The following is a 25,686-nucleotide window of genomic DNA, read 5'->3' as shown; positions in this document are numbered from 1 at the left end:
GAGCGAGCATGCTCGCGATGGTCGTAGATGATGACGCTGGCTGTCTGAATGCCCGCGGTGCCTGATCCTCCATCGCGAGCAAGCTCGCTCCTACAGGGGCAACGGACTCAGGACCAGCGCCGGAAAATCAGCGACGTGTTGACCCCACCAAAGGCGAAGTTGTTGTTCATCACGTACTGGTTGCGCATTTTCCGGAATTCGCCGCGCAGGTAGTCGAGCTTGCCGCAGTGCGGGTCCACCTGGTCGAGATTGAGGGTGTGGACGTACAAGTCGCGGTTCATCATTTCGATGCTGAACCAGGACTCCAGCGCACCGCATGCGCCGAGGGTATGGCCAAGAAAGCTCTTCTGCGAACTGATCGGCATGTGCTCACCGAACAGGGTGCTGGTTGCCAGTGTCTCGGCGATATCGCCCTGTTCAGTAGCGGTGCCATGGCCGTTGACGTAGCCGATGTCCGATGGCTGCAAGCCGGCGTCTTCAAGCGCCAGCTCCATGGCCCGGCGCATGGTCACCTGTTCCGGACGCGTGGTGTGCTGGCCGTCCGCGTTGCTGCCGAAGCCAACGAGTTCGGCATGGATATGTGCGCCGCGCGCCAGGGCGTGTTCCAGCTCTTCCAACACCAGCATGCCGCCGCCTTCGCCGATCACCAGGCCGTCGCGACCGCTGTCATAAGGGCGCGGTGAGGTCTGCGGAGCGTCGTTTTTCAGGCTGGTGGCGTAGAGCGCATCGAAGACCATGGCTTCGGTGGGGCACAGTTCCTCGGCGCCACCGGCGAGCATCAGGGGCAGGCGTCCGAACTTGATCGCTTCATAGGCGTAGCCGATACCCTGGCTGCCGCTGGTGCAGGCGCTGGAGGTGGGAATCAGGCGGCCGGTGAGGCCAAAGAAAATGCTGATGTTCGCCGCCGTCGTGTGGGGCATCATCCGCACATAAGAGTTGGCGTTCAGGCCTTCGGCGACGGAATTGAGCAGCATGTTGCCAAACGCCTTGATCTCGTCGGTACTGCCCGTTGATGAACCGCAGGCGACGCCCATGCGCCCGTCCTTGATCGACGCGTCACCCAGCAAGCCCGCGTCGGCCAGCGCCTGCTCTGCGGCGCCGACCGCCAGGCGCGAGACCCGGCCCATGCTGCGCAGTTGTTTGCGGGTCCAGTGGCTTGGCACCTTGAAATCATCGATTGGCCCGGCCAGGCGCGTGTTCAGTTCGGTGAAGCGATCCCACTCGTCCATCCGCCGGATACCGCTGCGATTGGCGCGGAAGTTGGCGGCGATGGTGTCCCAGTCGCAGCCCAGCGAGGTGATGCCGGCCATGCCGGTAACGACAACACGTTTCATCAGCACAGGCCTCCGTTGACGGCCAGCACTTGACGGGTGATGTACGACGCTTCAGCCGACATCAGGAAGTTCACCGCGCCGGCCACCTCGTCAGGGGTGCCCATGCGTTGTGCAGGAATCATTTTCATCAGTTCTTCCACCGGCACGTTCTCGTCGAGCATGGCTGTGTCGATCAGGCCGGGCGCGACACAGTTGACGGTGATCTTGCGCTTGCCCAGTTCGATGGCCAGAGCCTTGGCGGCACCGATCAGACCGGCCTTGGAGGCGCTGTAATTGACCTGTCCGCGATTGCCGATCAAGCCGGACACCGAGGTGATGCATACAATGCGTCCGGCGGCGCGACGACGAATCATCGGCATCATCACCGGGTGCAGCACATTGTAGAAACCGTCGAGGTTGGTACGCATCACCACATCCCAATCATCCTCGCTCAGCGCTGGAAATGCACCGTCACGTGTCAGGCCGGCATTGAGCACGACGCCGTAATAGGCGCCGTGGGTCTCCACGTCAGCTTCGAGGATGGCCTTGCAGCCGGCGCGATCGGACACGTCGAATTGCAGGATGCGGGCGCGGCGACCGAGGGCCTCAATGTCCGCCTTCACCGCCTCGGCTTCTGTCAGGCCGCTGCGGCAGTGCAGCACGATGTCATGGCCGGCACGAGCCAGGCGCAAGGCGATGGCGCGGCCGATACCACGGCTGGAACCGGTGACCAGTACCGAGTCAGTCATGCCAGGGTTCCTTGTGCAGAGCTGTGTGGAGTTTCATGCAGGTATTGAGCGGCCTGGGGCGGACGGAACACATTCAGACGAGCGGTGGCGTGAATGCCGGGGGCGTTGATGTGGCATTCAAACACGCCCATGCCGTTGTCGTCCTCCAGCGAGCGAATGCCGTGGATACGCAGTTCGGTGCCGACAGGGAAATGATCGACGTTGCATTCGAATTTGCGCGAGCCCAACAGGAAGCCCAGTGCCACTTCGTCGCCGCGCTGACGTGCATGGCAACCGGCATAGGCAGCGACACTCTGCGCCATCAACTCGACACCCACCCACGCCGGCAGTCCGCCGTCTGGACGACTGAACAGGCCATCGGGCCTGACGGTGAGGCGGGTGTGGATCTGTTCGTCGTCGAACGCCAGGACCTGATCAATGAGAATCATGTCGCCGGCGTGCGGCAGCAGCTGCGCGAGCGGCCAGTCAATCATGGGGCATCTCCGATAATCAGGCTGACGTTATTGCCACCGAAGGCAAAGGAATTGCTCATCAGGAAGCGAGGTGCAATGGACGCCAGATGATCGGTCGCGGTCACCCATTTCAAAGTCGGCAGGGCGGGGTCTTGCTGTCCGTCCCACACATGCGGCGGCAGCGCCTGTTGGTGGTTGTCCGCGCACAGGCTCAGCCAGCAGAACGCCGCCTCCAGCGCACCGGCCGCGCCGAGGGTATGACCGGTCATGGGTTTGGTCGATGAGCACGGCACGCCGTGGGGGAACAAGGTCGCCACCGCCAGGCTTTCCATGGCGTCGTTGTGTTGGGTGGCCGTGCCGTGCAGGTTCAGGTAGCTGATTTGCTCCGGTTGCAGCCGCGCCCGGCTCAGGGCCTTGCGCATCGCTTGCAAGGCGCCGCGCCCGGTGGGCTCCGGTGCGGAAATGTGGTGGGCATCGGAGCTGGCGCCACTGCCCAGAAGGGCGATCGACGGGGTGGCGTTCGCCTGGCGGGTCATCAGGAACAGCGCTGCGGCTTCGCCGATGTTGATCCCGTCGCGGTTCATCGAGAAGGGGTTGCAGCGTTGTTCCGAGACGGCTTCCAGCGCCGAGAAACCGTTGAGTGTCAGCTTGCACAGGGTGTCGACGCCACCACACAACACTGCGTCGCACATGCCCAGGTCCAGCAGGCGTTGCGCGCTCATCAACGCCCGGGCGCTGGAGGTGCAGGCCGTGGAAATCACGTAAGCCGGGCCGCTCAATTGCAGCCAGTCGGCGAGGAAGGTGGCCGGCGCGCCGAGTTCCTGTTGCTGGTAGTCGTACTCGGCGGGGAATTGCTGTTCGCGAACGTAATGCGCCAGCCCGCGACTGGCCTCGTCGATTCCCGATGTACTGGTGCCCAGGACCACGCCAATACGCTCGCGACCGTAGGAGTGGATCGCTCGGTCAATGTCGTCGCGGATCTGCAATGCCGCTTCCAGCAGCAGTTGATTGTTGCGGCTGCCTTGATGTGCCAGTTCAGGCGGGATGGGCGCCAGTTCGCCGCGCACGGCGGCCACCGGTATTGAACGTTCCGGCACCCAGCCGGCCTCGCTGCGCACGCCGGCGCAATCACCGGCGAACAGATTGCTTGCAACCTGTTGTTTGTCGCGACCCAGGGCGCAGATGACCCCGAGGGCGTTGAGGTACGCGGTCATGGCGTTTCACCGGTCAGGGGGGTGACAAGATACGTCGGACCCTCTGACAGCTTCAGTTCAAAATTCAGTGGTTGTGCGTAGCGCACATCCCAATGTTCGGGCAAGGCACGTTGCACGCCATGTTGCCAGGCGCTCGGGTAGTTATCCGAAAGTTCATCCCTGGGTGTCAGTGCGAACAACAGCGCCGCGAACAACGTCCGCGCTTCGGGGTTGGGCGGTAACAAGCCATCAGCCTGCCATTGACCATCGATCAGTTTCTGGCGTGCCTGGGGAATGCCCAGCAGGTCCATCATCGACCAGCGAATGCCCGGGCCTTCGCGGGCGATCACCAGGACCCAGTCCTGACGCAGGCCGTCCTCCAGGCGCTGAATGTGCAGTTGCTGGGGCAACGGCAGGTTGGGGGCCTGTTCAGGCAGCGGCGCGCGGCTGGCGCAGGCGCTGAGCATCAACAGCGCGAAAACCACCCCTGTAGGAGCGAGCTTGCTCGCGATGGCGATCGCCCATCCGAAAAATTCGCTGACTGACACACCCCTATCGTCGGAACGCCGCCCGGAGACAAGCTCGCTCCTACAGGTTGGGTGTTTCATACGGCTTGAGGTGAACATCAGGCAACCCCTTCCAGAGGCTTGCGCGCCACCACATTGACCAGGGTTTCTTCCCGTTGGCCGAAGGGTTTCGGCTGGCGCAGGCCGAAGCGTTCAAGGAGGCCGAAATCCCTGGACCGACTCCACCACAAGTACGGATAAGACACGTTGTGCGGTGAAAATTCAAAACCCTGACTGCGGATCATCTCGAGATACTGGGCGGCACTCTTTTGCACGTGCATGGGGTGGCGAAATAACCAGCGGATGACCCAGGTATCAATGTAAGCCTCGGTGGATTCTGCGAACAGCAGATATCCGCCGGGCTTGAGCACGCGATGGAACTCGGCCAGGGCCTTTTCTTGCTCCACCAGGTGATGGAAGGTCTGGTGACAGAACAGCAGGTCTACGCTGGCATCCGCTACGGGCAGGGTCGCGCAATCGCTGCCGATCAGTTCCACGTCCATGGCCTGACGGGCGGCTTCCGCGCTGCTGAGTTCAAGGCTGTGCGGGTCGGCATCGATACCGATCAGGCGCCGTGGCGCGAATGTCTGACGCAGGTGCTGGAACGACTTGCCCTGGCCACAACCGGCATCGAGCAGTACGGGATGCTCTGGCAATGCTTCGCTGAACAGGCTGCGCAGGTCATTGATCGCGACGCGCAGCACATGATGCTGCCAGGTATGGCTGCGCAGGAACCAGAGACCGAAGCGAGTCTCTTCAACGTAGTTGTCGCTCAGGTAATTCATGTTGCATCCCTAGCACAGAGTTCCGACAGCATTCGCAATCGGCGTTTGGGTTCAGCGACAAACGGGTTGCGCTCGTCCCAGGCGTAACCGGCGAGGATCGAGCTGATCATGCGGCGGATATCGGGTGAGCTGTCCGGATGATAAATCACATCCTGGAATGTGCCGGCGTACCAGCCTTCGACATAGCAGCGGAAGGTATCGACGCCACGCTTGAGCGGCTCGGCGAATTCGCGCTGCCAATCGACGGTTTCCCCCAGCAGCTGTCGGTGCAGCACGGCGGCGGCCATGCTTGCCGAACGCATGGCGATGGTCACGCCGGAAGAGAACACCGGGTCGAGAAACTCGGCGGCGTTACCCAGCAGCGCGAAACCGGGGCCGTGCAAGGTCTTGACGTTGGCCGAATACCCGCCGATGGCGCGTGCCGGAGTATCCCACACGGCGTTGCCCAGCACACCCGCCAGGCTGGGTGTTTCGGCAATGAACTGGCGCAGGCAGTCGTCCAGGTTTTGCGCGCGAGCATCGAAATGCCCGGCTGCCGCGACCACGCCCAGTGAGCAGCGGCCATTGCTGAACGGGATGGTCCAGAACCAGATGTCACGCTGGGTCGGGTGGGTGGTGATCAGGATTTTCGTGCGGTCGAAACCTGGGTGATCGATGTGGTCTTCGATGTGGGTGAAAACCGCCTGGCGAACCGGAAAATTCGAAGGCGCTTCAAGGTCCAGCAAGCGCGGCAGGACGCGGCCGTAGCCGCTGGCATCGAGCAGGAAGTCCGCTTCGACGCCGTATTCGCTGCCGTCCTCGCGTTGCACGCCCAACTGCGGTTTTGCCCGAGCGATATCGACACTGACGATGGTGTGTCCGTAGCGGATTTCCACGCCTTGCAGCGCCGCCTGATCGGCCAGCAGTTTGTCGAAATCCGCCCGCTGGACCTGGAAGGTCGTCGGTTTTCCCTGGCTGAAGGTGTCGCTGAAATCGAACGCGCTGCGTTGCTCGCCCCAGGCGAACGCCGCCCCGGTTTTGAGCTGGAAACCCGCGGCGTTCACGGCGTCGAGCATCCCGGCTTCCTCGACGAAATCCAGGCAATGGGACAACAGGCTTTCGCCGATGGAAAAACGCGGGAAGTGCTGGCGTTCGATCACCAGCACGTCATGCCCCTTGCGCTTGAGCAATGCGCCGGCGATGGCACCCGAAGGCCCGGCCCCTATGATGACGACCTGACGACGTTCCATTTCAGTGGTTGGCATGGGAATTCCTTTGCGAGGTGGCAGCGTTCACGGGCATTCGATGCAGGCCGACCAGTGCCGGCAGCAACGTCGCGATCAGGCCCATCAGCATCAGTGCGAAGTACAGCGGCGGGCTGATGAGGTGTTGTTGCAGCAGCAGGTTGAGAAAAACGATCTCGCTCAAGCCGCGAATGTTGAGCAGCACACTTTCACGCCAGCGGCTGGCGCCTGGGAAGGAAGCGCCGGCCCAACCCAGCCCCAGCCAGTTACCGACCATTTTGCTGATGATCGGCAGCAGCAACAGCGCTGCCAGTTGCAGCCAGCCGAGGCTGTTCAGGGCGCTATGGACGTTGATCTGCACGATGCCGAACGTGAGGATCAGCGGGATTGCGACCCAGGTCTGCATGCCAGTGATCCAGCTCGTCGGCAGCGGCAGCACCAGTGGCACCTTCAGTGCGGCCATGCACAGCAGGTAGCCGATGCCGACCAGCAATGCGTTGAGTTTGTAGTGTTCGGCGACCATCAGCAGCGCGAAGAAACAGGCGCTGTACAGTCTTGGCTGGCGCAAACCCAGGAGCCGCAGCAGCAAAGGCAGGGACGCACAGGCCAGGGGTAATAGCAGGCTGCTCAAGTGCAAGCTGCCTTGGGCGATGGCGAACAGCGTCCAGCAGGTGAGGTCGATCAGGATCGCAGTCTGCACCAGTCGACGCGTTGCGGTGTTCGGGTAGCCGATATGCCGCAAGTACAGATACAGCACCGGGATCGCGGTAATGGCGAACAGCAGGCCCACTGCCAGCGAACTGATCCATGGTTGCGGCGGCAGCAGCCAGACGGCTGTAGCGAGCCCGCAGGCAAACGGCACGCAGAAACTCGGCAGGGCGACTTTCAGGCTCTGGCGGTCGAGTTGCAGATCGATCACGTCACTGAGAATGAAACCCAGCAGCAGGGCAAAACTCAGGCTGTAGAGGGTTTTCAGCCACAGTGGCGCGACCAACTCGACACCGCTCAATTGCCAATGTGGCTCGACCCAGAAATACATCAACAACGGCAGGCCGGCGGTGGCCAGCAATAACTGACTGACAATCGGAATCAGGCCGAAGTGCCGCCCCACGCGGGTAGCCACGGCAAACAGCGCCAGGGCCATCGCCCAGAACAGCACGATCATCATGCTGCAGGCTCCGCGACCGTCGCCGCATGTGCCTGTCGTCCGGCCCAGGGTGCGAGCAAAAAGCTGAACGCCAGGCCCAGGCTCACCGACAGTCCAAAGTTGCTCACTGCCGGGGTGCTGGACACCGCCAGCAAGCCGAAGGACAGCCAGGTGGTCAGCGCTGCCAGCAGGGTGCCCAGCAGGCTGACGGCCGCTCCGCCGACCTGTTCGCGCATGAGAATGGCGTAGTCGACGCTGATCGCTGTTACGAGCAGCAGGCCGAACAGGCTGAACAAGGTCAGCGGCTGACCCAGCCAGCCGAGGCTCGCGAGGCTGCACAATGCGGCCAGCAGCGGCAGGGCGACGATGCGCATCGCGCCACCCAGGCCGAACGGCAGCATCAACACCAGCACGATCAACACGCATGAAGCGAGTTTCAGCTCCGCAGCGCTGATCTGCGTCTGGGCAAAGACCCTGTTCAAGTCGCCGAGTCGATCCACCAACTCCACACCCGGCAAATCCATCACCTGAACCCGCAACAATGCAGCGTCGTTCAAGCCTTGCAGGCTGACCATGGCGGCGACGCCGTCATCGGTCGAACCCAGCCACAACGTACGATAGGGTTCGGCCAATGGGCCGGTCAGTGCGCTGTCGATATCCTCGGTGGGCAATGTCTGCAACTTCGCCAGCTCGCTTTTCAGAGCGTCCAGCGGTACACCGACGGCGAGCAGCGGCTGCCAGAACTGAGGCAACTTGTTTAGCGCTTCGCGCACCCGCTGCTGTTCACTGGGTGGGCTGACCAGTTGATTGAGCGCCAGGTATCCATTGAGTTTGTCCAGATTGATCAACTGCTCCAGCCGCTCGCCCAAAGCGCTCTGGCGCTCCAGCAACTGCTGCTGATTGGCCGCGCGCACCAGGAAAAACTGACTGGTGGGCTGATAACCGGTGATGCGCGCGATGGCCTGGGCTTCGTCAGTCAGTTGCTGCGGCGCGCCAATCCACTGGCGGATATCGTTTTTGCTCTCGAGTTGCAGCAGGCCACCGACACAGAAGGCAATCAATAGCGCCAGCAACACGGGGGTACGCGCGACCTTCAGCAGGGCTTCGCGTCGATCGAGCAGATAGTCGGACACCCGCAGTGGCCAGTCCGCCGGGCGCAGCTCCACGTTCTTGAGCAGCGCGGGTAGCAGGCACACTGCTGACAGGTAGGCACCCAGCAGGCCGGCGGCGGAGAACACGGCAATCTGGGTCAGCGCCGGGAATGGCGTCCAGGCCAGCGCGAGGTAGCCAATGCAACTGGTGATCAGGCTCAGCGTCAATCCGGGCAGGGTCAGGCGCAAGGCTGGCCAACTGCGCCAGGGTTTCAGGCTCCAGCTTTTGGAGAGGTAATGCAGCGGGTAATCGACTGCGACGCCGATCAGGCTTGAACCGAGCACCAACGTCATCACATGCATGCGCCCGAACAGCGCCACGCAGGCCACCGCACCGAACAGCATCCCAACCAGCACCGGGACGAAGGCCAGCAGTACTCGCCAGCGGCGGAAGGCCAGCAGCAACAGCAGAAGAATGCCGAGCGTGGCGCCGCCGCCGACCCAGGTCATCTCGCGAGTGGCTTGTTGCTGGCCGTTGGCGGCGTAGAGCAGGCCGCTGGCGGCGAGCAGTTGCACGTCGGAGCGGGCCGCCTGTTCGCGGCTGAGCTTGAGCAGGTCGGCCACTTGCAGTGGCAGGTTCATGTCGAAGGCGTTGCCGGTGGTACGCGCTCGCAGCAGCACCCAGCTCTTGCCGTCAGCATCAGCCACCAGCGCGCCGCTGCCGATGTCCAGTTGCACCGAACCCTGTTGCGGCTGGCTGTTCTGGATACGTCCGGTCAAACCCAGCCAGTCATCCTGGCTGGGCACCAGGCTGAACCCGGTAAAGGGGTCGAACAACGCCTGCACCCGTTGCTGGATGAACGCGTCGGGGTGTTCGATCAGTTGCTGGCGATCCTTTGCCGACAGCATCGCCAGTCGGCCTTGCAGCAGTTGCGCGCGCAGGGCTGGCAAGTCTGCCTGCAGGGTCCACTGGACCTTTTCGAACAGACCGCTGGCCTGCCATTGCTCACCCAGTTGCTGCGCCGTGGAGAGGGCTTGCTGGCGATCCGGGTGACCCACCAGCACCAGCATTTCGCGGTTCAGCGGTTCCTGCATGCGCTGTTCGGCACGCAATTCAAGGGCGTCCGGCGCGGTGCCAGGCACCAGTTCCATCAGGTTGGCCGACAGCGGGGCTCCATCACGCCATTGCCAGCCGGCGAGCGCGAGCACTGCCAGCAGCAGGAGCACAAACAGACGTGGCAGCGTGCGTTCACTCGGCAAAGTCTTGTTGCTCCGTTTCGCTTAACGGGGAGGTGCTCGTGCTGTCCTGCATGCGCATCAATGTGCGGTCGCCCTGGGTTTCCAGCAGTTCGATGCTGTGCACCAGCTCGCCGCCTGTGATGTTGATCTGATTGAACACCTGCTTGAGCAGCACGGACCGCGGGATCAAGGTCAGGGTCCAGTTCTGCGCATCGCCCCCCAGGGACAGTTCGAAATCCCGCTTCAGTCCGCTGCTGTCGCCCTGCAATACGGCCAGGAACAAGCGGTTCTGCTCGGTACCGGCACTTTTGCCCGGCAGCAGTTGCCAGCCGCTGGCATCACGCCGGGCGATGCCTTTGGCGGTGATGCGGTAATCCTGTTGTAACGGTGTTTTTAACAGCCACAGCAAACCGTGGTTTTTCGCCAGGACGAAGCTGCCTTTGCTCGTCAGGGGTTGGGGCAGGGCGCGCAAGTGTTTTTCCTGGGTGAACTGGCCGTGGATGACATCGGGTTTGGCCAGTTGATCGCTGAGCTGTTGCAGATCGAACGCATGGGCGATCGATGACAGGCACAGCAGTGTCAGCGCGCCCATGCATTTCAGGAGTGGGTTCATGCCAGTACCCTTTCGACAGCATCGGTAAAAACCCTGGGTGAGGCCAGTTGCATCTCCCGGCTGCGCATCTCGACCGCCACCTGCACCGAGCTGGCGCGGGTCAGGCGTTCACCGGTCTGCACGTCGCTGATGAGGTAATTGATCTTCAATCGATTTTCCCACTCCACCAGGTTGGCCCGTACATTGAGCGTCTGGCCGAAGACGGCGGCGCGCACGTAGCGCAGTTGCAGGTCAATGACCGGCCAGGCGTAGCCCGACTCGACCATGGCCGCGTAGTTGTGGCCGATCCTGTCCAGCAACGCGCAGCGCGCCACTTCCAGGTATTTGATGTAGTGGCCGTGCCAGACGACGTTCATGCTGTCGACGTCGAAGAACGGCACGAGGATCTGCGTATCGATGTGAAGAACGCCCTTGCTACGCATGCAACCTCCAGTGTTGTTCGGCAATCCGTTGCAGGCACAGGCGTAATTCGCTTTCCAGCGCACGGTCCTCGATGACCGGTGAAAAATCCCTGGCCAGTGCCTCGTGCATGGCGGCGAGGGCCGGAGGCAGGGGACGCGCCTCCTCGGCCTTGCTGCGCAGCCACACGCCTTGGTTGGCCGCCAGCAACGTGGCGGCGGCGACCTGTTCGGTCAGCTCCAGCACACGGATCGCATCACGGGCGGCGATGGTGCCCATGCTCACCTTGTCCTGGTTGTGGCATTCAGTGGAGCGTGAGAACACGCTGGCCGGCATGGTGTTTTTCAAGGCTTCGGCGGTCCAGGCGCTGGCACCGATCTGTACAGCCTTGAAGCCATGATTGAGCATGGCGCGATCTGCCGTAGCACCAGACAGGTTGCTCGGCAAGCCATGGTTGTAACGCTCGTCCACCAGCAGCGCGAGTTGACGGTCGAGCAGGTCGGCGACGTTGGCCACCAGGTTTTTCAAGCTGTCCATGGCGAACGCGATATGGCCGCCATAGAAATGGCCCCCGTGCAGTACACGTTCGGCTTCGGCGTCGATGATCGGGTTGTCGTTGGCGCTGTTGAGTTCGGTCTCGATGAACGAGCGCAGCCAGTTCAGGCTGTCGGCCAACACGCCGAGCACGTGGGGTGCGCAGCGCAGGGAATAGCGGTCTTGCAGGCGATGCAGTGGCGCGGTGGGCGCGTCGATGGCCAGGTCCTCGCGCAACCACTTGGCGACCTGCATCTGTCCCGGATGAGGTTTGGTTGCGAACAGGCGCTCGTCGAAATGCTCCGGATTGCCTTGCAACGCCAGAACGTTCAGCGCAGTGATGCGCGTGGCCAGTTGCAGCAGGTAGTCGGCGCGGGCATAGGCCAGGCAGGCCAGGCCGGTCATCACGGCAGTGCCGTTCATTAATGCCAGGGCTTCCTTGGGGCGCAACACCAGCGGTTGCCAGCCCAGTTCACGATGCACATCGCCAGCCTGTCGGCGTTCACCGCGATAGATCACTTCGCGCTCGCCGGACAGGGTGGCGGCCACGTACGACAGCGGCGTCAGGTCACCACTTGCGCCCACCGAGCCCTCTTCGGGAATCAGCGGCAGGATGTCGTGTTCGAGGAACGCCTGGAGGCGCTCCAGCAATTCCACGCGCACGCCGGAAACGCCATGGCACAGCGACTGCAAGCGCGCCGCCAGCACGGCGCGGGTGGCCTGTGCGTCGAGCAGCTTGCCCAGGCCGCAGCCGTGGAACGTGAACAGGTGCTGCGGCAGCGCCTCGACGTGATGCAAGGGCACCGCCACCACGCACGAATCGCCGTAACCGGTGGTGACGCCGTAGATCACGCCTTCCTTGTCCAGCAGCGAATCGAGGAAACGTGCGCCCTTGGCGATGCGCTCGCGGTAGGCGGGGTCGTCCTGCAATCGTGTCGGCACTTGGCGGTTGGCCAGGGCTCGCACGTCTTCGATGCGCAAAGGGAGTTCGCCGAAGGTTACCGGCTCAAGCGTTGGCGTCGTCATCGGTCTTCCAGAAAGGATAAAAGTTGAACCATTGTTGGGGCGCTTCAAGGCAATAGTGGCCCAGGCGTTCGGCGTAGCGGTTCGCCCACTGATGAATGACCTGTTCGCGGTCGTTGCGCTTCCAGATGATGGTGTCGGCGAACGGTTCGAGGGTCAGGCGATAATCACCATCGGGCTTCTTCAGGCACAGCAACAGATTGACCGGGCACTTCAACAGTCCGGCCAGCAGCCATGGTCCTTGTGGGAATCGAGCCGGATAACCGAGGAAATCCACGGTCACGCTGCGCCCGCCGTGCAATGGCACACGATCACCAGCAATCGCCAGCCACTCGCCGCGCTCCAGGCGCTCGTGCAGTTGCAGCATGATGACCGGGTCGAGTTCGCTGACCTGGATCAGCCGCAGGTTGGTCGCGCCGGCCTCACCCAGCAGGCGGTTGAATTGTTCGGCATGCTTGGTGTGCACCAGCACATTCATCGTGACCTTTTCGCCGATCTCTGCCAGCGCACGACACACTTCGAGGTTGCCCAGGTGGGCGCCCACCAACAGTTGGCCACGGCTGCCGCGCAACTGGTTGCGCAGCAGCGCGGGGTCGATGATTTCGATCTGCTCGATGCTGAGTTTGCCGTTCCACACGTCGAGTTTGTCGAGCATTGAGTCGGCGAAGGCCATGAACTGACCAAACACCCGCCAGTGACTGGGACGCAGACTGTCACGGCCACTCCAGTCGGCCAGGCGTTGCTGGTATTGCCAGGCACTGTGACGGGCAGTGCGACCAAACAGGAAAAAGTACAGGACGATGCCGTACAGCACCGGGCTGAGCAGCCTGCGGCCGAGCACCTTTGCGCCAAACGCAGTGAGCTTCATCAGCCAGAAGCTGCCCCGCTCCTTGCGGTCCGCCCAATGTTGCTTGTCGACCCCGTCGCTCATGCTCGCCACCGTCGCCAGAGGATCACCGGAGCGCGCAGCAACATGCCAAAAAAAGCCTGGTGTGCATGCTCGAAATCAGCACATTGTCGTGGAGCATGCGAAAGTGCGAGACACCGTCCAGCGGGTAATGCACCTTGGTGGGCAACCACTGCATCGGCTGATTGCGCCAGGCCAGGCGCACCAGGATGTCCGAGTCGAAGTCCATGCGCTTGCCGATACGGGCCGACTCGATGACCGCCAGCACGGGCGACAGCGGGTAGACGCGAAAACCGCACATCGAATCGCGGATCTGCAAGGACAGCGTGTTGATCCATACCATCACGTGCGTCAGGTAGCGCGCGTACAGGCGACCTTTCGGCACACTGGCGTCATATTGCGGATAACCGCAGATCAGTGCGTGGGGATGGGCGCGCGATTGTGCGATGAATACCGATACGTCCTGCAGATCATGCTGGCCATCGGCATCCACCTGCAAAGCGTGGCTGAAGCCAAGGCGCGAAGCTTCGCGCAGGCCGGTCATGACCGCGCCGCCTTTGCCCTGGTTGGCGGCGAGGCGGATCAGGTAGACCATTTCGCGCTGCGCCAGTCGATCCAGCACCGCCGCACAGGGCTTATCGCTGGCGTCGTCCACCAGGATGCACGGCAAGCCACAGGCGATCAGCGCATCGACCACCGTGGTGATGGCGGTTTCGTGGTTGTAGACGGGGATGACGGCGCAGGGGCTATGCATCGCCGGCCTCCAGCAAAATCCGCCCACTCGAGCAGGTGGCCGTCTCGTTGCGATAGGCGAAATACACCTTGCCGCGAACCGGGTCGAAGCGCAGGTGCAACTGGATTTCATCGCCCGGGCGCACCAGTTGCTGGAACTTCAACACTTCCATGCCGGCGAATTTCTCCGGCAGGTTCATCAACTGTTGGCCCAGTTGCAACGCCCACTCCACCTGCACCACGCCGGGCAGTACCGGAGCCTGGGGGAAGTGACCGCTGAAATAGGCCAGGTCTGGCGGCACTGCCAGTTGCAGGCTCCACTCACCATCGGTTTCGATTTGCTCGAGGATTTCTGGCGACTTCGGGCGTGGAGCCATCAGCAAGGCGTCCACGTCCGCCTGAGGCAATTTGCCTTGGGTGTTCAGCGGCAGTTGTCGCAGCAGGCGCCAGCGCCGAGGCAGGGCGATGGCTTCGCAATGCTGGCTGAGGTGCTGGCGCAGTGTTTGCGTCAGTGTGCGTCGACCGTGATTGCGCAAGGCATGCAAACCTGACTCACTCAGGACCAGCAGCGCACCCAGCGAGGCACGATTTTCCTGGACGACCCCCAGGCGCGCTTCGGCCACCCACTCATGGTCAGTCAGTGCCCGTTCCAGCATGGGCAGCGAAATGCGTTTTTCTTCGAGCTTGACGATCCGGTCCAGTCGGCCCAACAGTTCGAAACGGCCGTCGGCGGCGATTCGTACTGCATCCGCGGTGTGCTCGACATGATCCTGCGGCAGGTAGGGCGACGCAATCAGCAACGCGCCATCACTGTCCTGGCTTAATTGGACGCCGGCAAAGGCTTGCCACAGCGCATCGCCCTGGCGCCAGGCAATGCCACCGGTTTCAGAGCTGCCGAGGATTTCCGTTGGCCATTGCTGCAGGCGTTGATACAGGCCGTGTGCTGCCTCCACCGGCAAGGCGCCGCCCGATGAAAATACCCGGCGCACTGCGCTCAAGGCTGGCCAGTCGAGGTTGTCACCCATGCGTTTGAGCAACGCAGGGCTGGCGACCCAGGCAAACGACGGATATTCACGGCTGGCGCGCTGCAGGTCTTCGGGGAAAGGCAGTTGCCTGCGCACGAATGGTCGCCCGGCGCACAGCGGCCACAACACGCGAAACAGCAGACCGTAAATGTGTTGAGTGGCAACGCTGCCAATCACGCAGGCGTCGGCCAGATCGGCTCCCCACAATTGCTCCAGCGCCTGGACCTCGTTGACGAGCTGGCGAAGGGATTTATCGATTCGCTTGGGTTCGCCGCTGGAACCGGACGTGCACAGGCTCAGCGTGCAACGATCCAGGTTGAGAGCGGCAGGGATTGCGGGCGTCTGGCGATAGTCGTCCAGGTGCCCATCATCGGCCTGGTCCGTCAGCCACAGATCGACCTCATGCGACAAGCGCTGACGGGTCTGTGGTTGCAGGTCCGCCGGTAACAACACGCTGACCCCGGCACGCCAAGCACCGAGCAGCGCGATCGCAAGGTCGGCCGCGTCTTCGAGGTGCACGGCGATGCGTTGCACGCCCTGGCGCTGAAGGCCAGCCGCAAGGCTCAGGGCCTGTTCGCACAGCTGTGCATGATTCAACGCCGGCCCGGCCGTCACGGTGCGTTCCGGCTGCGGCTTGAGCAACAGTTGCTCAAGGTTTATCCAATTCATGGTCGGCCTCGTACCCGTTGTCGTATGAGCCATTCAATGGCAAACATCAGGCCGATCAACCCGTAGGAGATCAGGCCCGTGTACAACATCCACCAACTCAGCGGCGCCCAGAGCGTCAGCGCCGCCGCACAAAATCCGTTGCACAGGAAAAACACGCACCAGGCGATCGTGACCTTGCGCGTGTAGCGAATGGCCCTGGCGGGCAGATGGGGTTCACGCAACCTGGCCAGGCGCTCGATCATCGGCGGACCATATTTCAGACTCAGCCCGAACAGCACCAGCATGAATCCGCTGATCAGCACCGGGTACCAGCGCAGCAGGGCGGGGCTGTCGAACAAGGCCAGCAGCAGGCAGAACACGATGGCGACGGTGGCCATCCACAGGCTGCCAGGCTTGCGCGCGCCGGTCAGTGCCCGCGCCAGCCACAGGCTTCCCAGCAGCAGGCCGAACTGCCACGGCGCGAAATGCTCCATGCCGAAATACACCGCGAAGGGGTACAGCACGCCCGCCAGCAGCAGGCCAAGGCCGATCAGTCGCCTCATGCAGCCGGTTGGACCAGTCGATAGACCGCCTCGACCACATCGTTGACTGTGCGCACCGATTTGAACTCTTCGGCGGCGATTTTCTTGCCGGTCTGACGCTTGATGTGATCGATCAGGTCAACCGCATCGATGCTGTCGATTTCCAGATCCTGATAGAGGTTGGAGTCGAGGCTTACACGCTCGCGGTCCAGTTCGAAGAGTTCGACCAAGGCATCGCGCAGGGTGTTGAAAATGTCTTCACGAGTTTGCATGGTCCGGTCTCAAGCTGCCTGTTTTGCAGTGACGAACGCCGCAAGGCTCGCCACGTTGCTGAAGTGGTTACGGGTGTCCTTGGCGTCGGCGTCGATTTTGATGCCGTACTTTTTCTGAATGGCCAGACCCAACTCCAGGGCGTCGACGGAGTCCAGACCCAGGCCTTCGCCAAACAGCGTCTGGTCGTCGCCAATATCCTGGACACTGATGTCTTCGAGGCCCAGGGCGTCGATGATCAGTTCTTTGATTTCACGGTGTAGATCGCTCATCTTCGGCGAGCTCCTGGATAAAGTAGTGATGCAGGTAATCGTTGAGCTTGCGAGAGGCCTGTGGCGCAGGGCCCTGTGCGGCGAAGGCCTGTGGATCTATATCGGCCCCCACTCGGAAACTGAAGTGCACGCGTCGTTTCGGAATTCGGTACCAGGGGTCTGCCTTGGTCAGGGTGGTCGGGTTGACCTTGATGACCACCGGGGTGAGAATTTTCGCACCGCGCAAGGCGATTGCAGCGGCACCCCGATGAAAGGCGGGCGCTTGCCCAGGTTGGGTACGGGTGCCTTCGGGGAAGATAATCAGGGTCTGGCCGCTTTTCAGCGCATCGGCTGCCGCGTCGAGCATACCCATGCTGCCATCATTGCTGATGTATTCGGTACGCCGCAGCGGGCCACGGGTGAAGGGGTTTTCCCATAGGCTGCTTTTGACCACGCAGTTGGCATGGCGCACCAGGCCGATCAGGAACACCACGTCGATCAGCGACGGATGATTGGCGATGATCATCTGGCCGGGGCGACCGAGCTTTTGCGCACCCTGAATGTCGTAGGTCAGCACCCCGCTGCGAGCCATGATCCGCACGAACAGCCAGAAGCAGCGACTGACGGTCCGTCGCGCGCGCAATCTGTGGATCTCGACGCTACCGGGCAGGCAGCTCAATATCGGGAAAATCACCAGGCGCAGGCACAGGCCGGCCAACCCGAAAAGGGCAAAGCTTGCCGCCGTCGCCAGCCAACGCCAGTAATAAGCGTCGCGATTTTTCTCGGTCACAGGTTGCGTTGCCAGGTCCATACACGATTTTTCCAGGCATGTTGGCAGGTGGTGTGCTGGCCGAGCAGGGTATGCAACAGATTCAGGGCGTGCGGCCAGTGGGGTTTGGACAACGCATCCGGGATGCTGTTCAGGGACAACTGCCAGTCGTTACCGGGCGTCAACAACAAACCGACCGCGTAGGGAAAGGGTACATCGTCGATCCAGTCCGAATACGCTTGGGGTGGCTGCTCTTCGGTGATCACCAGCAGCACTGCGGGCGCCCCTTCGGCCAACAATGCCGCAGCCTCGAGCATGCCATGTTCCAGGCCGTCGCCAGCCGCCGCCAGGGCTGTCATCTCGCTGGTTTCACCGCGCATGATCGACCAAAGGCCGATGACTGCGTTATGGACCGAGAGGCTGAACTGGGTCGGTGACAGGGGTTGTTCAGCGGCCAGGTCGCTGAGAATCTCGAAGGTGCGCGGGGTTTCGCCATGCCGGGAAATAAAGACCAACGGTAGATCGTGCCGACCATCGGCCAGCGGCCAACCCACGCTGAACGCCATTCGCGCCAGGCGACTGAGTCGGCGTCGCTGCATGGCCGGCAGAAACGAAACGTCGGGAGCGGCGTCGCTGCTGTGCGGCACGATCGGTTGCCGGCTCCAGGCTAGCCAGTCTTGCGCGCTTTCGAGCCCGGGAGCCCAGGCGCGCCATTGGGCAATGTTGAAGTTGATCACTGGCGTACATCCCGCCCCTGCGGGCTTTCTTGACACGGCGAGTCGAAAAAAACAGCGGTTCACCTGACGTGACGCTGAGCGCCGAGTGGCGCGCATTATCCCGGTGCGGCGGGTACGTAGCAAATGCTGGTTACATTTTGCTCAACGCAGATTACTGCCTGGCGAGTGGACGGCTGTCGTTGGGTGATTATCCACGCCTGGTCGCTCCTTTCTGTCGGCTGCCAGAAGGATTCTCGGGCGAGATTTCGGTTTTTACGGTGAGGGGTTTGTACCTCTCGATGTAGTCCATTGGCCGGGGAGGTAGCAAAGCGGCTCTGAGGCCTACTACACTCGATCAATCTTTAGATACACGGAGGTTTGACATGCGGCGCGTGGTATTCAATCAGAAAGGCGGCGTGGGCAAGTCCAGCATCGCCTGCAACCTGGCCGCAGTCAGCGCCAGCGAGGGTTATCGCACCCTGCTGGTGGACCTGGATGCCCAGGCCAATTCGACCCAATACCTCACTGGGTTGACCGGTGAAGACATTCCCATGGGGATCGCCGACTTTTTCAAGCAGACACTGTCCTCCGGCCCGTTCTCGAAGAAGAACCGTGTCGATATCTATGAAACCCCGTTTGAGAACCTCCACGTCATCACCGCCACCGCCGAGCTCGCCGACTTGCAGCCCAAGCTCGAGGCCAAGCACAAGATCAACAAGCTGCGCAAACTGCTCGAGGATCTGGATGACGAGTACGACCGGATTTACCTGGATACCCCGCCGGCGCTGAATTTCTACGCAGTTTCGGCGTTGATTGCCGCCGATCGAGTTCTGATCCCGTTCGATTGCGATAGTTTTTCCCGGCAGGCACTGTATGGCCTGCTGTCGGAAATCGAGGAATTGAGAGAGGATCACAACGACGGGCTGGAAGTTGAAGGCATCGTCGTCAACCAGTTCCAGGCCCGCGCCAGTCTGCCTCAGCAAATGCTCGATGAGTTGATCGCTGAAGGTTTGCCGGTACTGCCGGTCTACCTGGGGTCGTCGGTGCGCATGCGCGAATCGCACCAGGCCAGCACGCCGCTGATCCACCTCGACCCGCGACACAAGCTGACCCAGCAATTCGTCGAGCTGCATTCCCTGCTCGAAAACGCCTGATCCCCTGGACCTTTAGGGCGAGCTTGTCGAACCGTCGCGATGGTAGACCAGACAACGCTGGGCGCCAGATTGCCCGCGTTATCGCTATGGTCCATCGCGGACAAGTCCGCTCCTACAGGGAACTACGCAACCAACTCATCAACTGCGGCAACGGCAACGCCCCGCTCTGACGCGCCACCTCCCGGCCATTCCTGAACAGGATCAGGCTCGGAATCGACCGAATCCCCAACTGCGCAGACAACTGCGGGTTCGCCTCACTGTCCAGCTTGGCCAGCCTGCACTTGCCTGCCAACTGCCCGGCGGCCTGCTCAAACACCGGCGCAAACGACTTGCATGGCCCGCACCAATCCGCCCACACATCCACCAAGAGCGGCAGATCGCCCTTGATCTGGCTGGCGTAGTCACCTTGCTTCAATTCAAAAGGTTTGCTCAGCAGCACCTCAGCCTTGCAGCGTCCGCATTTGGGCTGATCACCCAGGCGCTCGGCAGGGATGCGGTTGAGGCCGTTGCAGTGGGGGGCAGGGGATGAGAAGTGGGTCGGTCATGATCGGGCTCTTGGCTGTGGGCGGGGCATGCCGGTTATCTGGAGTCCGGGAGGCGTTTTATCAAGTGTTGGGTGAGCTGCGCGAGGAGGTGAGTGTCGCAAATGCTCACATTTTCGCGCCGGCATATTTCTGCGCAATGGCTAGGCTGGAATCAACTTCGACGTCTTTCACTTCCAGAGGCTTTCGCTTTGTCTTCAATTGCGTGCTACTTTTGTTGCACTCATCGAGAAATCGATGCCCTGCATTTGTCGGATAGGAGTTATCCCGTGTCCGTGACATCCAAAATTCGCCGCCAGGGAGGCGCAGCAGTAATCACGCTTGCGCCGACCTTGCTCAAGCTCCTGCACCTTGAGGTGGGAGCACAACTGGAGCTGAATGTGGTCGATGGAGAATTGATTGCCCGCCCTGTGAAATCCGAGCCTCAAAAGCGATATAGCCTCGCGCAGTTGCTGGAGGGCGCCGAAGAAATGGCTGAGCTGAACGCACAAACGGCCTCTGCTCGCGAGGGCGATCCAATAGGCCGGGAGCTTGGCTGATGGTGCGTCGGCGTGCCCCGCAGCGGGGCGATGTTTACTGGATTGATCCCAACCCGGTCGCGGGTCGGGAGATGATGAACCGGCACCGTTTTGTGGTGATAACCCCCAGGGAAATTAATGCGCTGGGTGTCAGCATGACAGTGCCAGTCACCAGCGGCGGCGGTTTCAGCCGGAACGTAGGGCTGGCTGTCAGTGTATCCGGGCACGAAACGAACGGCGTTGCGGTATGTAATCAGGTCCGCAGCTTTGACATCGAACAACGTGTACTTGATGGCTCGGCCAAGTTCATCGAGCGACTCGATGACGTCACGATGGCCGACATCGTCGCTCGAGTCGTCAGTGCCATCGATCCTCTGGACTGACCACCTCACGACGAACAACTGATCTCCAGATGCTTGCCCCACTCCGGCGGTCGCTGGGCGTAGCTTTCCATCCCCGGCTGTTCCTCGAACGGTTTACTCAGTACCTCATGCAGCCTGCGCACCTCTGAATAGTCGCCTTTCTCTGCGGCGTCGATGGCGTTCTGCGCCAGATAGTTGCGCAGGATGTAGAGCGGGTTGACTGCGTGCATGCGTTGGCGGCGTTGGGTCTGGTCCGGTTCTCCTTCGCGGCGGGTGCGGTCGATGTAGCGCTGCCCCCAGGCGTCGAAACCCTTGATGTCGACGAAGTCATCGCGCAAGCGTGCAACCGCCTGCTCCGGGGCTTCTTCGCCCAGGCGGCGGAAAAACAGCGTGTAGTCGACGCCGCTGTTCTGCATCAGTTGCAGCAGGTGTTCCAGCAGTTGCTGGTCGCCTTCTTCGCCAGTGGTCAAGCCCAGGCGACGACGCATCAGGTCCAGGTAATGGGCTTGGTACAACGGCAGGTACAGACCCAGGGTTTCACGCAGCGCCTCGACGCTGATGAACGGCGTCAGGGCCTGAGCCAGGGCGCTGAGGTTCCACTGACCGATCGGCACCTGGTTGCTGAACGAGTAGCGGCCCTGGTCGTCGGAGTGGTTGCAGATGAAATTGGCGTCGAAATCGTCGAGGAAAGCAAACGGGCCGAAGTCGAAGGTGATGCCCAGGATCGACATGTTATCGGTGTTCATCACGCCGTGGCAGAAGCCGTATGCCTGCCACTTGGCGATCAGTTCGGCATTGCGCTCGACGATTTCACGGAACATCGCCAGATAGGGTTCCGGCTGTTCAAGGCATTGCGGGAAATGCATCGCCAGTACGTGCTGGCCCAGCTCCTTCTGCTGCTCTGGACGTTTGGTGTAGTAGAAATACTCGAAGTGGCCAAAGCGCACGTGGCTGGGCGCCAGGCGCAACACCATGGCCGCGCGTTCCTGCCGCTCACGCCACACGGGCGTGTCTGAACCGATCACACACAGCGCCCGCGTCGTGGGAATGTTCAGCGCGTTCAGCGCTTCGGAGGCGAGAAATTCACGGATCGAAGAACGCAACACGGCGCGTCCGTCGCCCATGCGCGAAAATGGCGTCTGGCCCGCGCCCTTGAGGTGCAAATCCCAATGTTCGCCGGCTTCGTTGTACACCTCACCCAGCAACAGGCCCCGCCCGTCGCCCAACTGCGGGTTGTAGGAGCCGAACTGATGACCGGAATAAACCATTGCCCTCGGCACCGCGTCGGCCCACAGCTTGTGGCCGCTGAACAGCTCGGCGAACTCCGCCGTTTCGGCCACCGCCGGGTCAAGGTCGAGCAGCGCCATGGCGGCGGAGCTTGCGACCACCAGCCGTGGATTGTCGATGGGTTCGGGTAGCACGTGGGCGGAAAAGGTATCGCCCAGGCGGTCGAAGCGGTTATCGAAGGTCAGTTCGTCTAGGGCTTTCACCGGCCATCTCCAGCAGAATGTCCGAGCATTCTGCTAGGGATAGGGCGGTTAGTCGAGCTTGGCGGGCGGCGGCTCTTGCAGGGGCTTGCCCTCAGCCAGCGGCACGATGGTCTTCGTTTCCGGCTCGATAGGCACCATCTTGTATTCCTGACCGTGCAGGTTCTTGAGGTAAACCTCCATTTGCCGGAAAGAAATATTGATGTGCTGTTTCTTGAACTCACGGTTGATGAAGCGGTTGACTTCATCGAGCACCGGGTTGCGGTCGCCGAGGTCACGCACGTGCATGCGCAGCTCATGGTCAAGGGTGCTTTCACCAAAATTGAGGAAGTACACGTGCGGCTCCGGTTCCTTGAGCACCCGTGGGTTCTCCCGGGCGGCCTTGAGCAGCAGTTCTTTGACCAGGTCCAGGTCCGAGCCGTAGTCGACGCCGAGTTTGAGCGTGACCCGGGTGATGGTGTCAGTCAGCGACCAGTTGATCAGTTGCCCGGTGATGAAGGTTTTGTTCGGGACGATGATGTCCTTGCGGTCGAAGTCGGTGATGGTCGTGGCGCGGATGCGGATCTTGCTCACCGTGCCCGAGAGGTTGCCGATGGTGATGGTGTCACCAATGCGCACCGGGCGTTCGAAGAGGATCATGATGCCGGAAATGAAGTTGGCGAAAATCTCCTGCATGCCGAAACCGAGGCCTACCGATAGCGCGGCCACCAACCATTGCAGCTTGTCCCAGCTCACGCCGAGGGTCGACAGGGTCGTGACGAAACCGACGCCGGCAATCACGTAGGAAAGTAGCGTAGTGGTGGCGTAGGCACTGCCTTGGGCCAAGTCCAGTTTCGACAGCACGAACACTTCCAGCAGACCCGGCAAGTTGCGCGCCAGGGCGAAGGTGATACCGATGATGATCAGTGCGCCCAGCATGTCGCCGATGCTGATCGGCACCATGCTCATATTGGCCCCGGTGCCGCTGGTGTATTCGTAGAGGGTGACGTTGTCCAGGTACGAGAACACCGAGATCAGGTCGGACCAGACCCAGTACAGCGCCGCGATGAAGCCGCCGAGCAGGGCCAGGCGAATCAGGCGCAGGGACTGTTCGTTGACCTTCTCGATGTCCAGGGTCGGCTCTTCGATCACCGCTTCGCCATCACCGGCTTCCTTGGCGGCCTGGCGTTTGGCCAGGGCGCGCTGATAAGCCAGGCGCCTGGCCGCGACGCTGAGTCCGCGTACGAACGTGGCTTCAATCACCAGCCAGAACATCAGCAGGTACAAGGTATTGATCAAGCGGTCGCTGAGTTTCAGTGCGGTGTAGTAGTAACCAAAGCACACGGCCACGAATAACGCGATGGGCAGGGCAGTGAACATCACTCCCACGGCCTTGCGGAACAGCGAGGCATTCTTGTGGGTCGGGCTGCTGATCAGCAGGCGGCTGAGCAATAGCGCCATCAGCGCGTAGCAGGTCAGCACCACCGGCATGCCCAACACGTCGTCGGCCAGCGCCGCCGGTTGCAGTTCGGCGACCGCCACCACCGCTACCAGGGCCATGACCACCAGCCCGAGTCGGCGGACCCAGGCCTGGAGGAACTCGACCTGGGGTTTTTCCCAGCGGAAGTGCAGTTCGGCTACGCCACCCGGCGCGAGGATTCGGTAAGCGGTGTAGAACACCAGCCAGGCCATCGCCATTTGCAGCAGCGCCGCGCCCATGTTGGCGTTCTGTCCGCGGGCGTCGATCTGCAACGCCAGCCCGCACAGGGCAAGACCCAGTGCAACCGGCAACGCCAGCAGAATGTTGATGAGGATCGCCTGTGGCGTGTGCAACTGGCTGTCACGCTTGAAGTGGCCGATGTCCTGGTGGACCTTGTTCAGACGGGCATAGAGGCTTTTGCGGCGCCATAGCAGTGCGCCGATCAGCAGCACCAGCGGCAGGAACAGCAGCGGTCGCTGCGTCAGGCCATCGCTCAATTCGCTGAAGCTCGAAGCCAGCGGCAGGGTCGCGATCTGGCGTTGCAGGCGTTCCGGCACGCCGCGCATCCATTCCAGGTCCAACGGCTTGTTGCTCGGAATCCAGAACATCTGCTCGTCGAGCGTCGCACGCAGGCTTTGCGCGGTGCTCAGCAGTTGCTTCTGGTTGAGCTGCAACGTGATGGATTCGTTGAGCACTGCGCTGAGTTCGCGGTTCAGACGCTCCAACAGGTCGGCCCGGGTGGTGGCCAATTCCAGCAGGCTTTTACGCAGCTGCGGGGTGACCTGCTCAGGCGGCTGGGTCGACAGCAGATTGTCGACGTAAGTCGCCGGATTGCTGAGCAACTCGCGCTGTTGGCTCACCTCGAACTGGTACAGGCGGATGTCGGCGATCTGGTCGGCAAGATCACGATCAACCTTGAGGCGCGGCAGGCCCTGTTTTTGTTTGTAGAGGATCTTGGACAGCAGCAGGCTGCCCTTGAGCACGTTGATTTGCTCGTCCAATGCCGAGTCACTTTGGGTCACATTGTCCAGTTGCTGCTTGGTTTGCAGGTTCTGTTGCGTGACGACGTTCAAGCGGTCGGTGCTTTTGAGCAGGTAGTCAGACAGCTTCAGGTTGGCTGCGCTTTCACTTGCCAGCAAGGCACTGCCGCCGGATTTCTGCGCTTCGATGGACTGCTGCGTCACGGTCTCCTGGGATTGGGCCAGGCGCTTTTGGTTGATCAGGTTTTGCAGTTCCTGGATTTCCCGGTCCAGGCGGTCGGACTTTTCCGTCAGCAGGTCGTGCTGGCTGTTACCCAGGTCCTGCAACTGGCTGTTGCCGGCCAGTTCCTGGCGACGCAGCGGGATCAGTGCATTCAGTGCTGCCAGCTCGGCATTGAGCAGGTCGCGTTGCTCGGCGCTCAACGTCTTGCCGGCATCTTTGCCGGCCTTGAGGATATTGTTGATCTGCTGGATGCGCGTCTGGCTGCTGGAGATTTCCGCCTGGGCGCGCTCGGGACGGGTCTGCGCCGTGATGACCAGGCTATTGGCATCCGCCAAGGCCTTTTGCATGTCGCTTTGCTGGGTCGAGCGCTCGGTCAGCAATTGTTCCAGTTGCGGGATGGACTCCTTGGCGTAGCGCTGTGCCACCGGCGGCATGCTGGTGCCCTTGAGTCGGGTCAGCTCGCGCTGGTTCTCGATGGTCTGTTTGGGCGCGGTAGCCAATTGCTGCTTGATATCGGCCAGCTTTTGCTCGTAGTCACGCTGGTTGCCGAGCTGGGTCAGGGTGTTTTGCAGAACGCTCTGCAAGGCTTTCTGATCGGCTTCGGGCAGTTTGCGATCGGCGATCTTGTCCAGGCTGGCCTGTACGGTTTCGCGGGACGGCGGTTCGGCTGCTTGCAGAGAGCCGACAGAAAGGCTCAGGCCCAGCAGGGCCATGATGAAAAAGGTGCGCAGGGTCGACATAGATTTTGATCGGAAACAAAAGGCGAAGTGTGGA

General features: G+C 61.7%; 24 protein-coding genes and 2 pseudogenes. 3 read left to right on the top strand and 23 right to left on the bottom strand.

Annotated elements, in window-relative coordinates; translation table 11 throughout:
* Positions 1 to 107 precede the first annotated feature (107 nt).
* The 20 genes and pseudogenes from AB4N33_RS19755 to AB4N33_RS19660 form a co-directional block, all read right to left on the bottom strand.
* Positions 108 to 1,334 carry a beta-ketoacyl-ACP synthase gene (locus tag AB4N33_RS19755; RefSeq protein ID WP_460118769.1) on the bottom strand — a complete coding sequence of 409 codons (1,227 nt, stop codon included), beginning with the start codon at positions 1,332 to 1,334 and terminating at the stop codon, positions 108 to 110.
* The gene (gene fabG / locus AB4N33_RS19750) at positions 1,334 to 2,062 is read right to left on the bottom strand and encodes a 3-oxoacyl-ACP reductase FabG (RefSeq protein ID WP_460118767.1); all 729 of its coding nucleotides are present in this window, start codon (positions 2,060 to 2,062) and stop codon (positions 1,334 to 1,336) included. Before fabG ends, AB4N33_RS19755 begins: the two co-directional genes overlap by 1 nt.
* Positions 2,059 to 2,535 carry a hotdog family protein gene (locus AB4N33_RS19745; RefSeq protein ID WP_460118765.1) on the bottom strand — a complete coding sequence of 159 codons (477 nt, stop codon included), beginning with the start codon at positions 2,533 to 2,535 and terminating at the stop codon, positions 2,059 to 2,061. Before AB4N33_RS19745 ends, fabG begins: the two co-directional genes overlap by 4 nt.
* Positions 2,532 to 3,728: a beta-ketoacyl-[acyl-carrier-protein] synthase family protein gene (locus AB4N33_RS19740; protein ID WP_460140434.1), complete on the bottom strand. Its 1,197-nt coding sequence runs from the start codon at positions 3,726 to 3,728 to the stop codon at positions 2,532 to 2,534. Before AB4N33_RS19740 ends, AB4N33_RS19745 begins: the two co-directional genes overlap by 4 nt.
* Entirely contained in the window at positions 3,725 to 4,315 is a 591-nt protein-coding gene (locus AB4N33_RS19735; RefSeq protein ID WP_460126844.1) for a hypothetical protein, read from the bottom strand. The genes AB4N33_RS19740 and AB4N33_RS19735 overlap by 4 nt, the downstream gene beginning before the upstream one ends.
* Before the next feature lie 17 nt (positions 4,316 to 4,332).
* Complete coding sequence (locus AB4N33_RS19730; RefSeq protein ID WP_476458068.1) at positions 4,333 to 5,058, bottom strand: class I SAM-dependent methyltransferase; 726 nt, start codon at positions 5,056 to 5,058, stop codon at positions 4,333 to 4,335.
* A complete protein-coding gene (locus AB4N33_RS19725) occupies positions 5,055 to 6,302 on the bottom strand; it encodes an NAD(P)/FAD-dependent oxidoreductase (protein WP_476458067.1) in 1,248 nt (415 codons plus the stop codon). Before AB4N33_RS19725 ends, AB4N33_RS19730 begins: the two co-directional genes overlap by 4 nt.
* A complete protein-coding gene (locus tag AB4N33_RS19720; protein WP_476458066.1) occupies positions 6,289 to 7,449 on the bottom strand; it encodes a cation:proton antiporter in 1,161 nt (386 codons plus the stop codon). The genes AB4N33_RS19725 and AB4N33_RS19720 overlap by 14 nt, the downstream gene beginning before the upstream one ends.
* Positions 7,446 to 9,779, bottom strand: a complete 2,334-nt coding sequence (locus tag AB4N33_RS19715; protein ID WP_476458065.1) for an MMPL family transporter — start codon at positions 9,777 to 9,779, stop codon at positions 7,446 to 7,448. Before AB4N33_RS19715 ends, AB4N33_RS19720 begins: the two co-directional genes overlap by 4 nt.
* Positions 9,769 to 10,371: an outer membrane lipoprotein carrier protein LolA gene (locus AB4N33_RS19710; protein WP_460140430.1), complete on the bottom strand. Its 603-nt coding sequence runs from the start codon at positions 10,369 to 10,371 to the stop codon at positions 9,769 to 9,771. Before AB4N33_RS19710 ends, AB4N33_RS19715 begins: the two co-directional genes overlap by 11 nt.
* On the bottom strand, positions 10,368 to 10,793 hold the full coding sequence (locus tag AB4N33_RS19705) for an acyl-CoA thioesterase (RefSeq protein WP_460118751.1): 426 nt from the start codon (positions 10,791 to 10,793) through the stop codon (positions 10,368 to 10,370). Before AB4N33_RS19705 ends, AB4N33_RS19710 begins: the two co-directional genes overlap by 4 nt.
* Entirely contained in the window at positions 10,786 to 12,330 is a 1,545-nt protein-coding gene (locus AB4N33_RS19700) for an HAL/PAL/TAL family ammonia-lyase (protein ID WP_476458064.1), read from the bottom strand. The genes AB4N33_RS19705 and AB4N33_RS19700 overlap by 8 nt, the downstream gene beginning before the upstream one ends.
* On the bottom strand, positions 12,311 to 13,258 hold the full coding sequence (locus AB4N33_RS19695; RefSeq protein ID WP_476458063.1) for an LpxL/LpxP family acyltransferase: 948 nt from the start codon (positions 13,256 to 13,258) through the stop codon (positions 12,311 to 12,313). Before AB4N33_RS19695 ends, AB4N33_RS19700 begins: the two co-directional genes overlap by 20 nt.
* A pseudogene (locus AB4N33_RS19690) lies at positions 13,255 to 13,988 on the bottom strand (glycosyltransferase family 2 protein). Before AB4N33_RS19690 ends, AB4N33_RS19695 begins: the two are co-directional and overlap by 4 nt.
* Entirely contained in the window at positions 13,981 to 15,660 is a 1,680-nt protein-coding gene (locus tag AB4N33_RS19685; RefSeq protein ID WP_476458062.1) for an ApeI family dehydratase, read from the bottom strand. The pseudogene AB4N33_RS19690 and the gene AB4N33_RS19685 overlap by 8 nt, the downstream one beginning before the upstream one ends.
* The gene (locus AB4N33_RS19680) at positions 15,657 to 16,202 is read right to left on the bottom strand and encodes a COG4648 family protein (protein ID WP_460118745.1); all 546 of its coding nucleotides are present in this window, start codon (positions 16,200 to 16,202) and stop codon (positions 15,657 to 15,659) included. Before AB4N33_RS19680 ends, AB4N33_RS19685 begins: the two co-directional genes overlap by 4 nt.
* Positions 16,199 to 16,453 (bottom strand): acyl carrier protein, encoded by a 255-nt coding sequence (locus tag AB4N33_RS19675; protein WP_368556674.1) that lies wholly within the window; start codon positions 16,451 to 16,453, stop codon positions 16,199 to 16,201. Before AB4N33_RS19675 ends, AB4N33_RS19680 begins: the two co-directional genes overlap by 4 nt.
* A gap of 9 nt (positions 16,454 to 16,462) precedes the next feature.
* Positions 16,463 to 16,723 (bottom strand): phosphopantetheine-binding protein, encoded by a 261-nt coding sequence (locus AB4N33_RS19670; protein ID WP_192307628.1) that lies wholly within the window; start codon positions 16,721 to 16,723, stop codon positions 16,463 to 16,465.
* Complete coding sequence (locus tag AB4N33_RS19665; protein ID WP_476458061.1) at positions 16,704 to 17,513, bottom strand: lysophospholipid acyltransferase family protein; 810 nt, start codon at positions 17,511 to 17,513, stop codon at positions 16,704 to 16,706. The genes AB4N33_RS19670 and AB4N33_RS19665 overlap by 20 nt, the downstream gene beginning before the upstream one ends.
* Positions 17,489 to 18,208, bottom strand: coding sequence for a beta-ketoacyl synthase chain length factor (locus AB4N33_RS19660; protein WP_476458060.1), 720 nt, complete (start codon positions 18,206 to 18,208; stop codon positions 17,489 to 17,491). Before AB4N33_RS19660 ends, AB4N33_RS19665 begins: the two co-directional genes overlap by 25 nt.
* 362 nt (positions 18,209 to 18,570) lie before the next feature.
* On the opposite strand from AB4N33_RS19660, the gene AB4N33_RS19655 reads away from it, so the two are divergent.
* A complete protein-coding gene (locus tag AB4N33_RS19655; protein ID WP_460140426.1) occupies positions 18,571 to 19,341 on the top strand; it encodes a ParA family protein in 771 nt (256 codons plus the stop codon).
* 112 nt (positions 19,342 to 19,453) lie between these two features.
* Here AB4N33_RS19655 and trxC read toward each other — a convergent pair.
* Positions 19,454 to 19,886: pseudogene (trxC, locus tag AB4N33_RS19650) on the bottom strand (thioredoxin TrxC).
* A 101-nt stretch (positions 19,887 to 19,987) separates the two neighbouring features.
* Here trxC and mazE point away from each other — a divergent pair.
* Both mazE and mazF read left to right on the top strand, forming a co-directional pair.
* Positions 19,988 to 20,422 carry a type II toxin-antitoxin system antitoxin MazE gene (mazE, locus tag AB4N33_RS19645; protein ID WP_460126842.1) on the top strand — a complete coding sequence of 145 codons (435 nt, stop codon included), beginning with the start codon at positions 19,988 to 19,990 and terminating at the stop codon, positions 20,420 to 20,422.
* Positions 20,422 to 20,784 carry a type II toxin-antitoxin system toxin MazF gene (mazF, locus tag AB4N33_RS19640; RefSeq protein ID WP_460118734.1) on the top strand — a complete coding sequence of 121 codons (363 nt, stop codon included), beginning with the start codon at positions 20,422 to 20,424 and terminating at the stop codon, positions 20,782 to 20,784. The genes mazE and mazF overlap by 1 nt, the downstream gene beginning before the upstream one ends.
* A 5-nt stretch (positions 20,785 to 20,789) precedes the next feature.
* Here mazF and selO read toward each other — a convergent pair whose 3' ends face one another.
* Together selO and mscK are read right to left on the bottom strand one after the other, a co-directional pair.
* On the bottom strand, positions 20,790 to 22,253 hold the full coding sequence (selO, locus tag AB4N33_RS19635) for a protein adenylyltransferase SelO (protein WP_476458059.1): 1,464 nt from the start codon (positions 22,251 to 22,253) through the stop codon (positions 20,790 to 20,792).
* A gap of 48 nt (positions 22,254 to 22,301) precedes the next feature.
* Positions 22,302 to 25,652, bottom strand: a complete 3,351-nt coding sequence (gene mscK / locus AB4N33_RS19630; protein ID WP_476458058.1) for a mechanosensitive channel MscK — start codon at positions 25,650 to 25,652, stop codon at positions 22,302 to 22,304.
* Between the last annotated feature and the right edge of the window lie 34 nt (positions 25,653 to 25,686).

It is taken from the genome of Pseudomonas sp. S1_E05 (assembly GCF_056337105.1).
This window is presented reverse-complemented; position numbering and strand designations above follow the sequence as displayed.

Bases quoted from the DNA above. Each gene is read 5' to 3' on its own strand.
- AB4N33_RS19735 (WP_460126844.1), bottom strand. From the start codon at position 4,315: ATGAAACACCCAACCTGTAGGAGCGAGCTTGTCTCCGGGCGGCGTTCC.
- AB4N33_RS19755 (WP_460118769.1), bottom strand. From the start codon at position 1,334: ATGAAACGTGTTGTCGTTACCGGCATGGCCGGCATCACCTCGCTGGGC.
- AB4N33_RS19710 (WP_460140430.1), bottom strand. From the start codon at position 10,371: ATGAACCCACTCCTGAAATGCATGGGCGCGCTGACACTGCTGTGCCTG.
- AB4N33_RS19705 (WP_460118751.1), bottom strand. From the start codon at position 10,793: ATGCGTAGCAAGGGCGTTCTTCACATCGATACGCAGATCCTCGTGCCG.
- AB4N33_RS19680 (WP_460118745.1), bottom strand. From the start codon at position 16,202: ATGAGGCGACTGATCGGCCTTGGCCTGCTGCTGGCGGGCGTGCTGTAC.
- AB4N33_RS19670 (WP_192307628.1), bottom strand. From the start codon at position 16,723: ATGAGCGATCTACACCGTGAAATCAAAGAACTGATCATCGACGCCCTG.
- mscK (WP_476458058.1), bottom strand. From the start codon at position 25,652: ATGTCGACCCTGCGCACCTTTTTCATCATGGCCCTGCTGGGCCTGAGC.
- mazE (WP_460126842.1), top strand. From the start codon at position 19,988: ATGCTCACATTTTCGCGCCGGCATATTTCTGCGCAATGGCTAGGCTGG.
- AB4N33_RS19685 (WP_476458062.1), bottom strand. From the start codon at position 15,660: ATGAATTGGATAAACCTTGAGCAACTGTTGCTCAAGCCGCAGCCGGAA.
- AB4N33_RS19720 (WP_476458066.1), bottom strand. From the start codon at position 7,449: ATGATGATCGTGCTGTTCTGGGCGATGGCCCTGGCGCTGTTTGCCGTG.
- AB4N33_RS19675 (WP_368556674.1), bottom strand. From the start codon at position 16,453: ATGCAAACTCGTGAAGACATTTTCAACACCCTGCGCGATGCCTTGGTC.
- AB4N33_RS19700 (WP_476458064.1), bottom strand. From the start codon at position 12,330: ATGACGACGCCAACGCTTGAGCCGGTAACCTTCGGCGAACTCCCTTTG.
- AB4N33_RS19740 (WP_460140434.1), bottom strand. From the start codon at position 3,728: ATGACCGCGTACCTCAACGCCCTCGGGGTCATCTGCGCCCTGGGTCGC.
- AB4N33_RS19725 (WP_476458067.1), bottom strand. From the start codon at position 6,302: ATGCCAACCACTGAAATGGAACGTCGTCAGGTCGTCATCATAGGGGCC.
- AB4N33_RS19665 (WP_476458061.1), bottom strand. From the start codon at position 17,513: ATGGACCTGGCAACGCAACCTGTGACCGAGAAAAATCGCGACGCTTAT.
- AB4N33_RS19695 (WP_476458063.1), bottom strand. From the start codon at position 13,258: ATGAGCGACGGGGTCGACAAGCAACATTGGGCGGACCGCAAGGAGCGG.
- AB4N33_RS19730 (WP_476458068.1), bottom strand. From the start codon at position 5,058: ATGAATTACCTGAGCGACAACTACGTTGAAGAGACTCGCTTCGGTCTC.
- AB4N33_RS19745 (WP_460118765.1), bottom strand. From the start codon at position 2,535: ATGATTGACTGGCCGCTCGCGCAGCTGCTGCCGCACGCCGGCGACATG.
- mazF (WP_460118734.1), top strand. From the start codon at position 20,422: ATGGTGCGTCGGCGTGCCCCGCAGCGGGGCGATGTTTACTGGATTGAT.
- fabG (WP_460118767.1), bottom strand. From the start codon at position 2,062: ATGACTGACTCGGTACTGGTCACCGGTTCCAGCCGTGGTATCGGCCGC.
- AB4N33_RS19655 (WP_460140426.1), top strand. From the start codon at position 18,571: ATGCGGCGCGTGGTATTCAATCAGAAAGGCGGCGTGGGCAAGTCCAGC.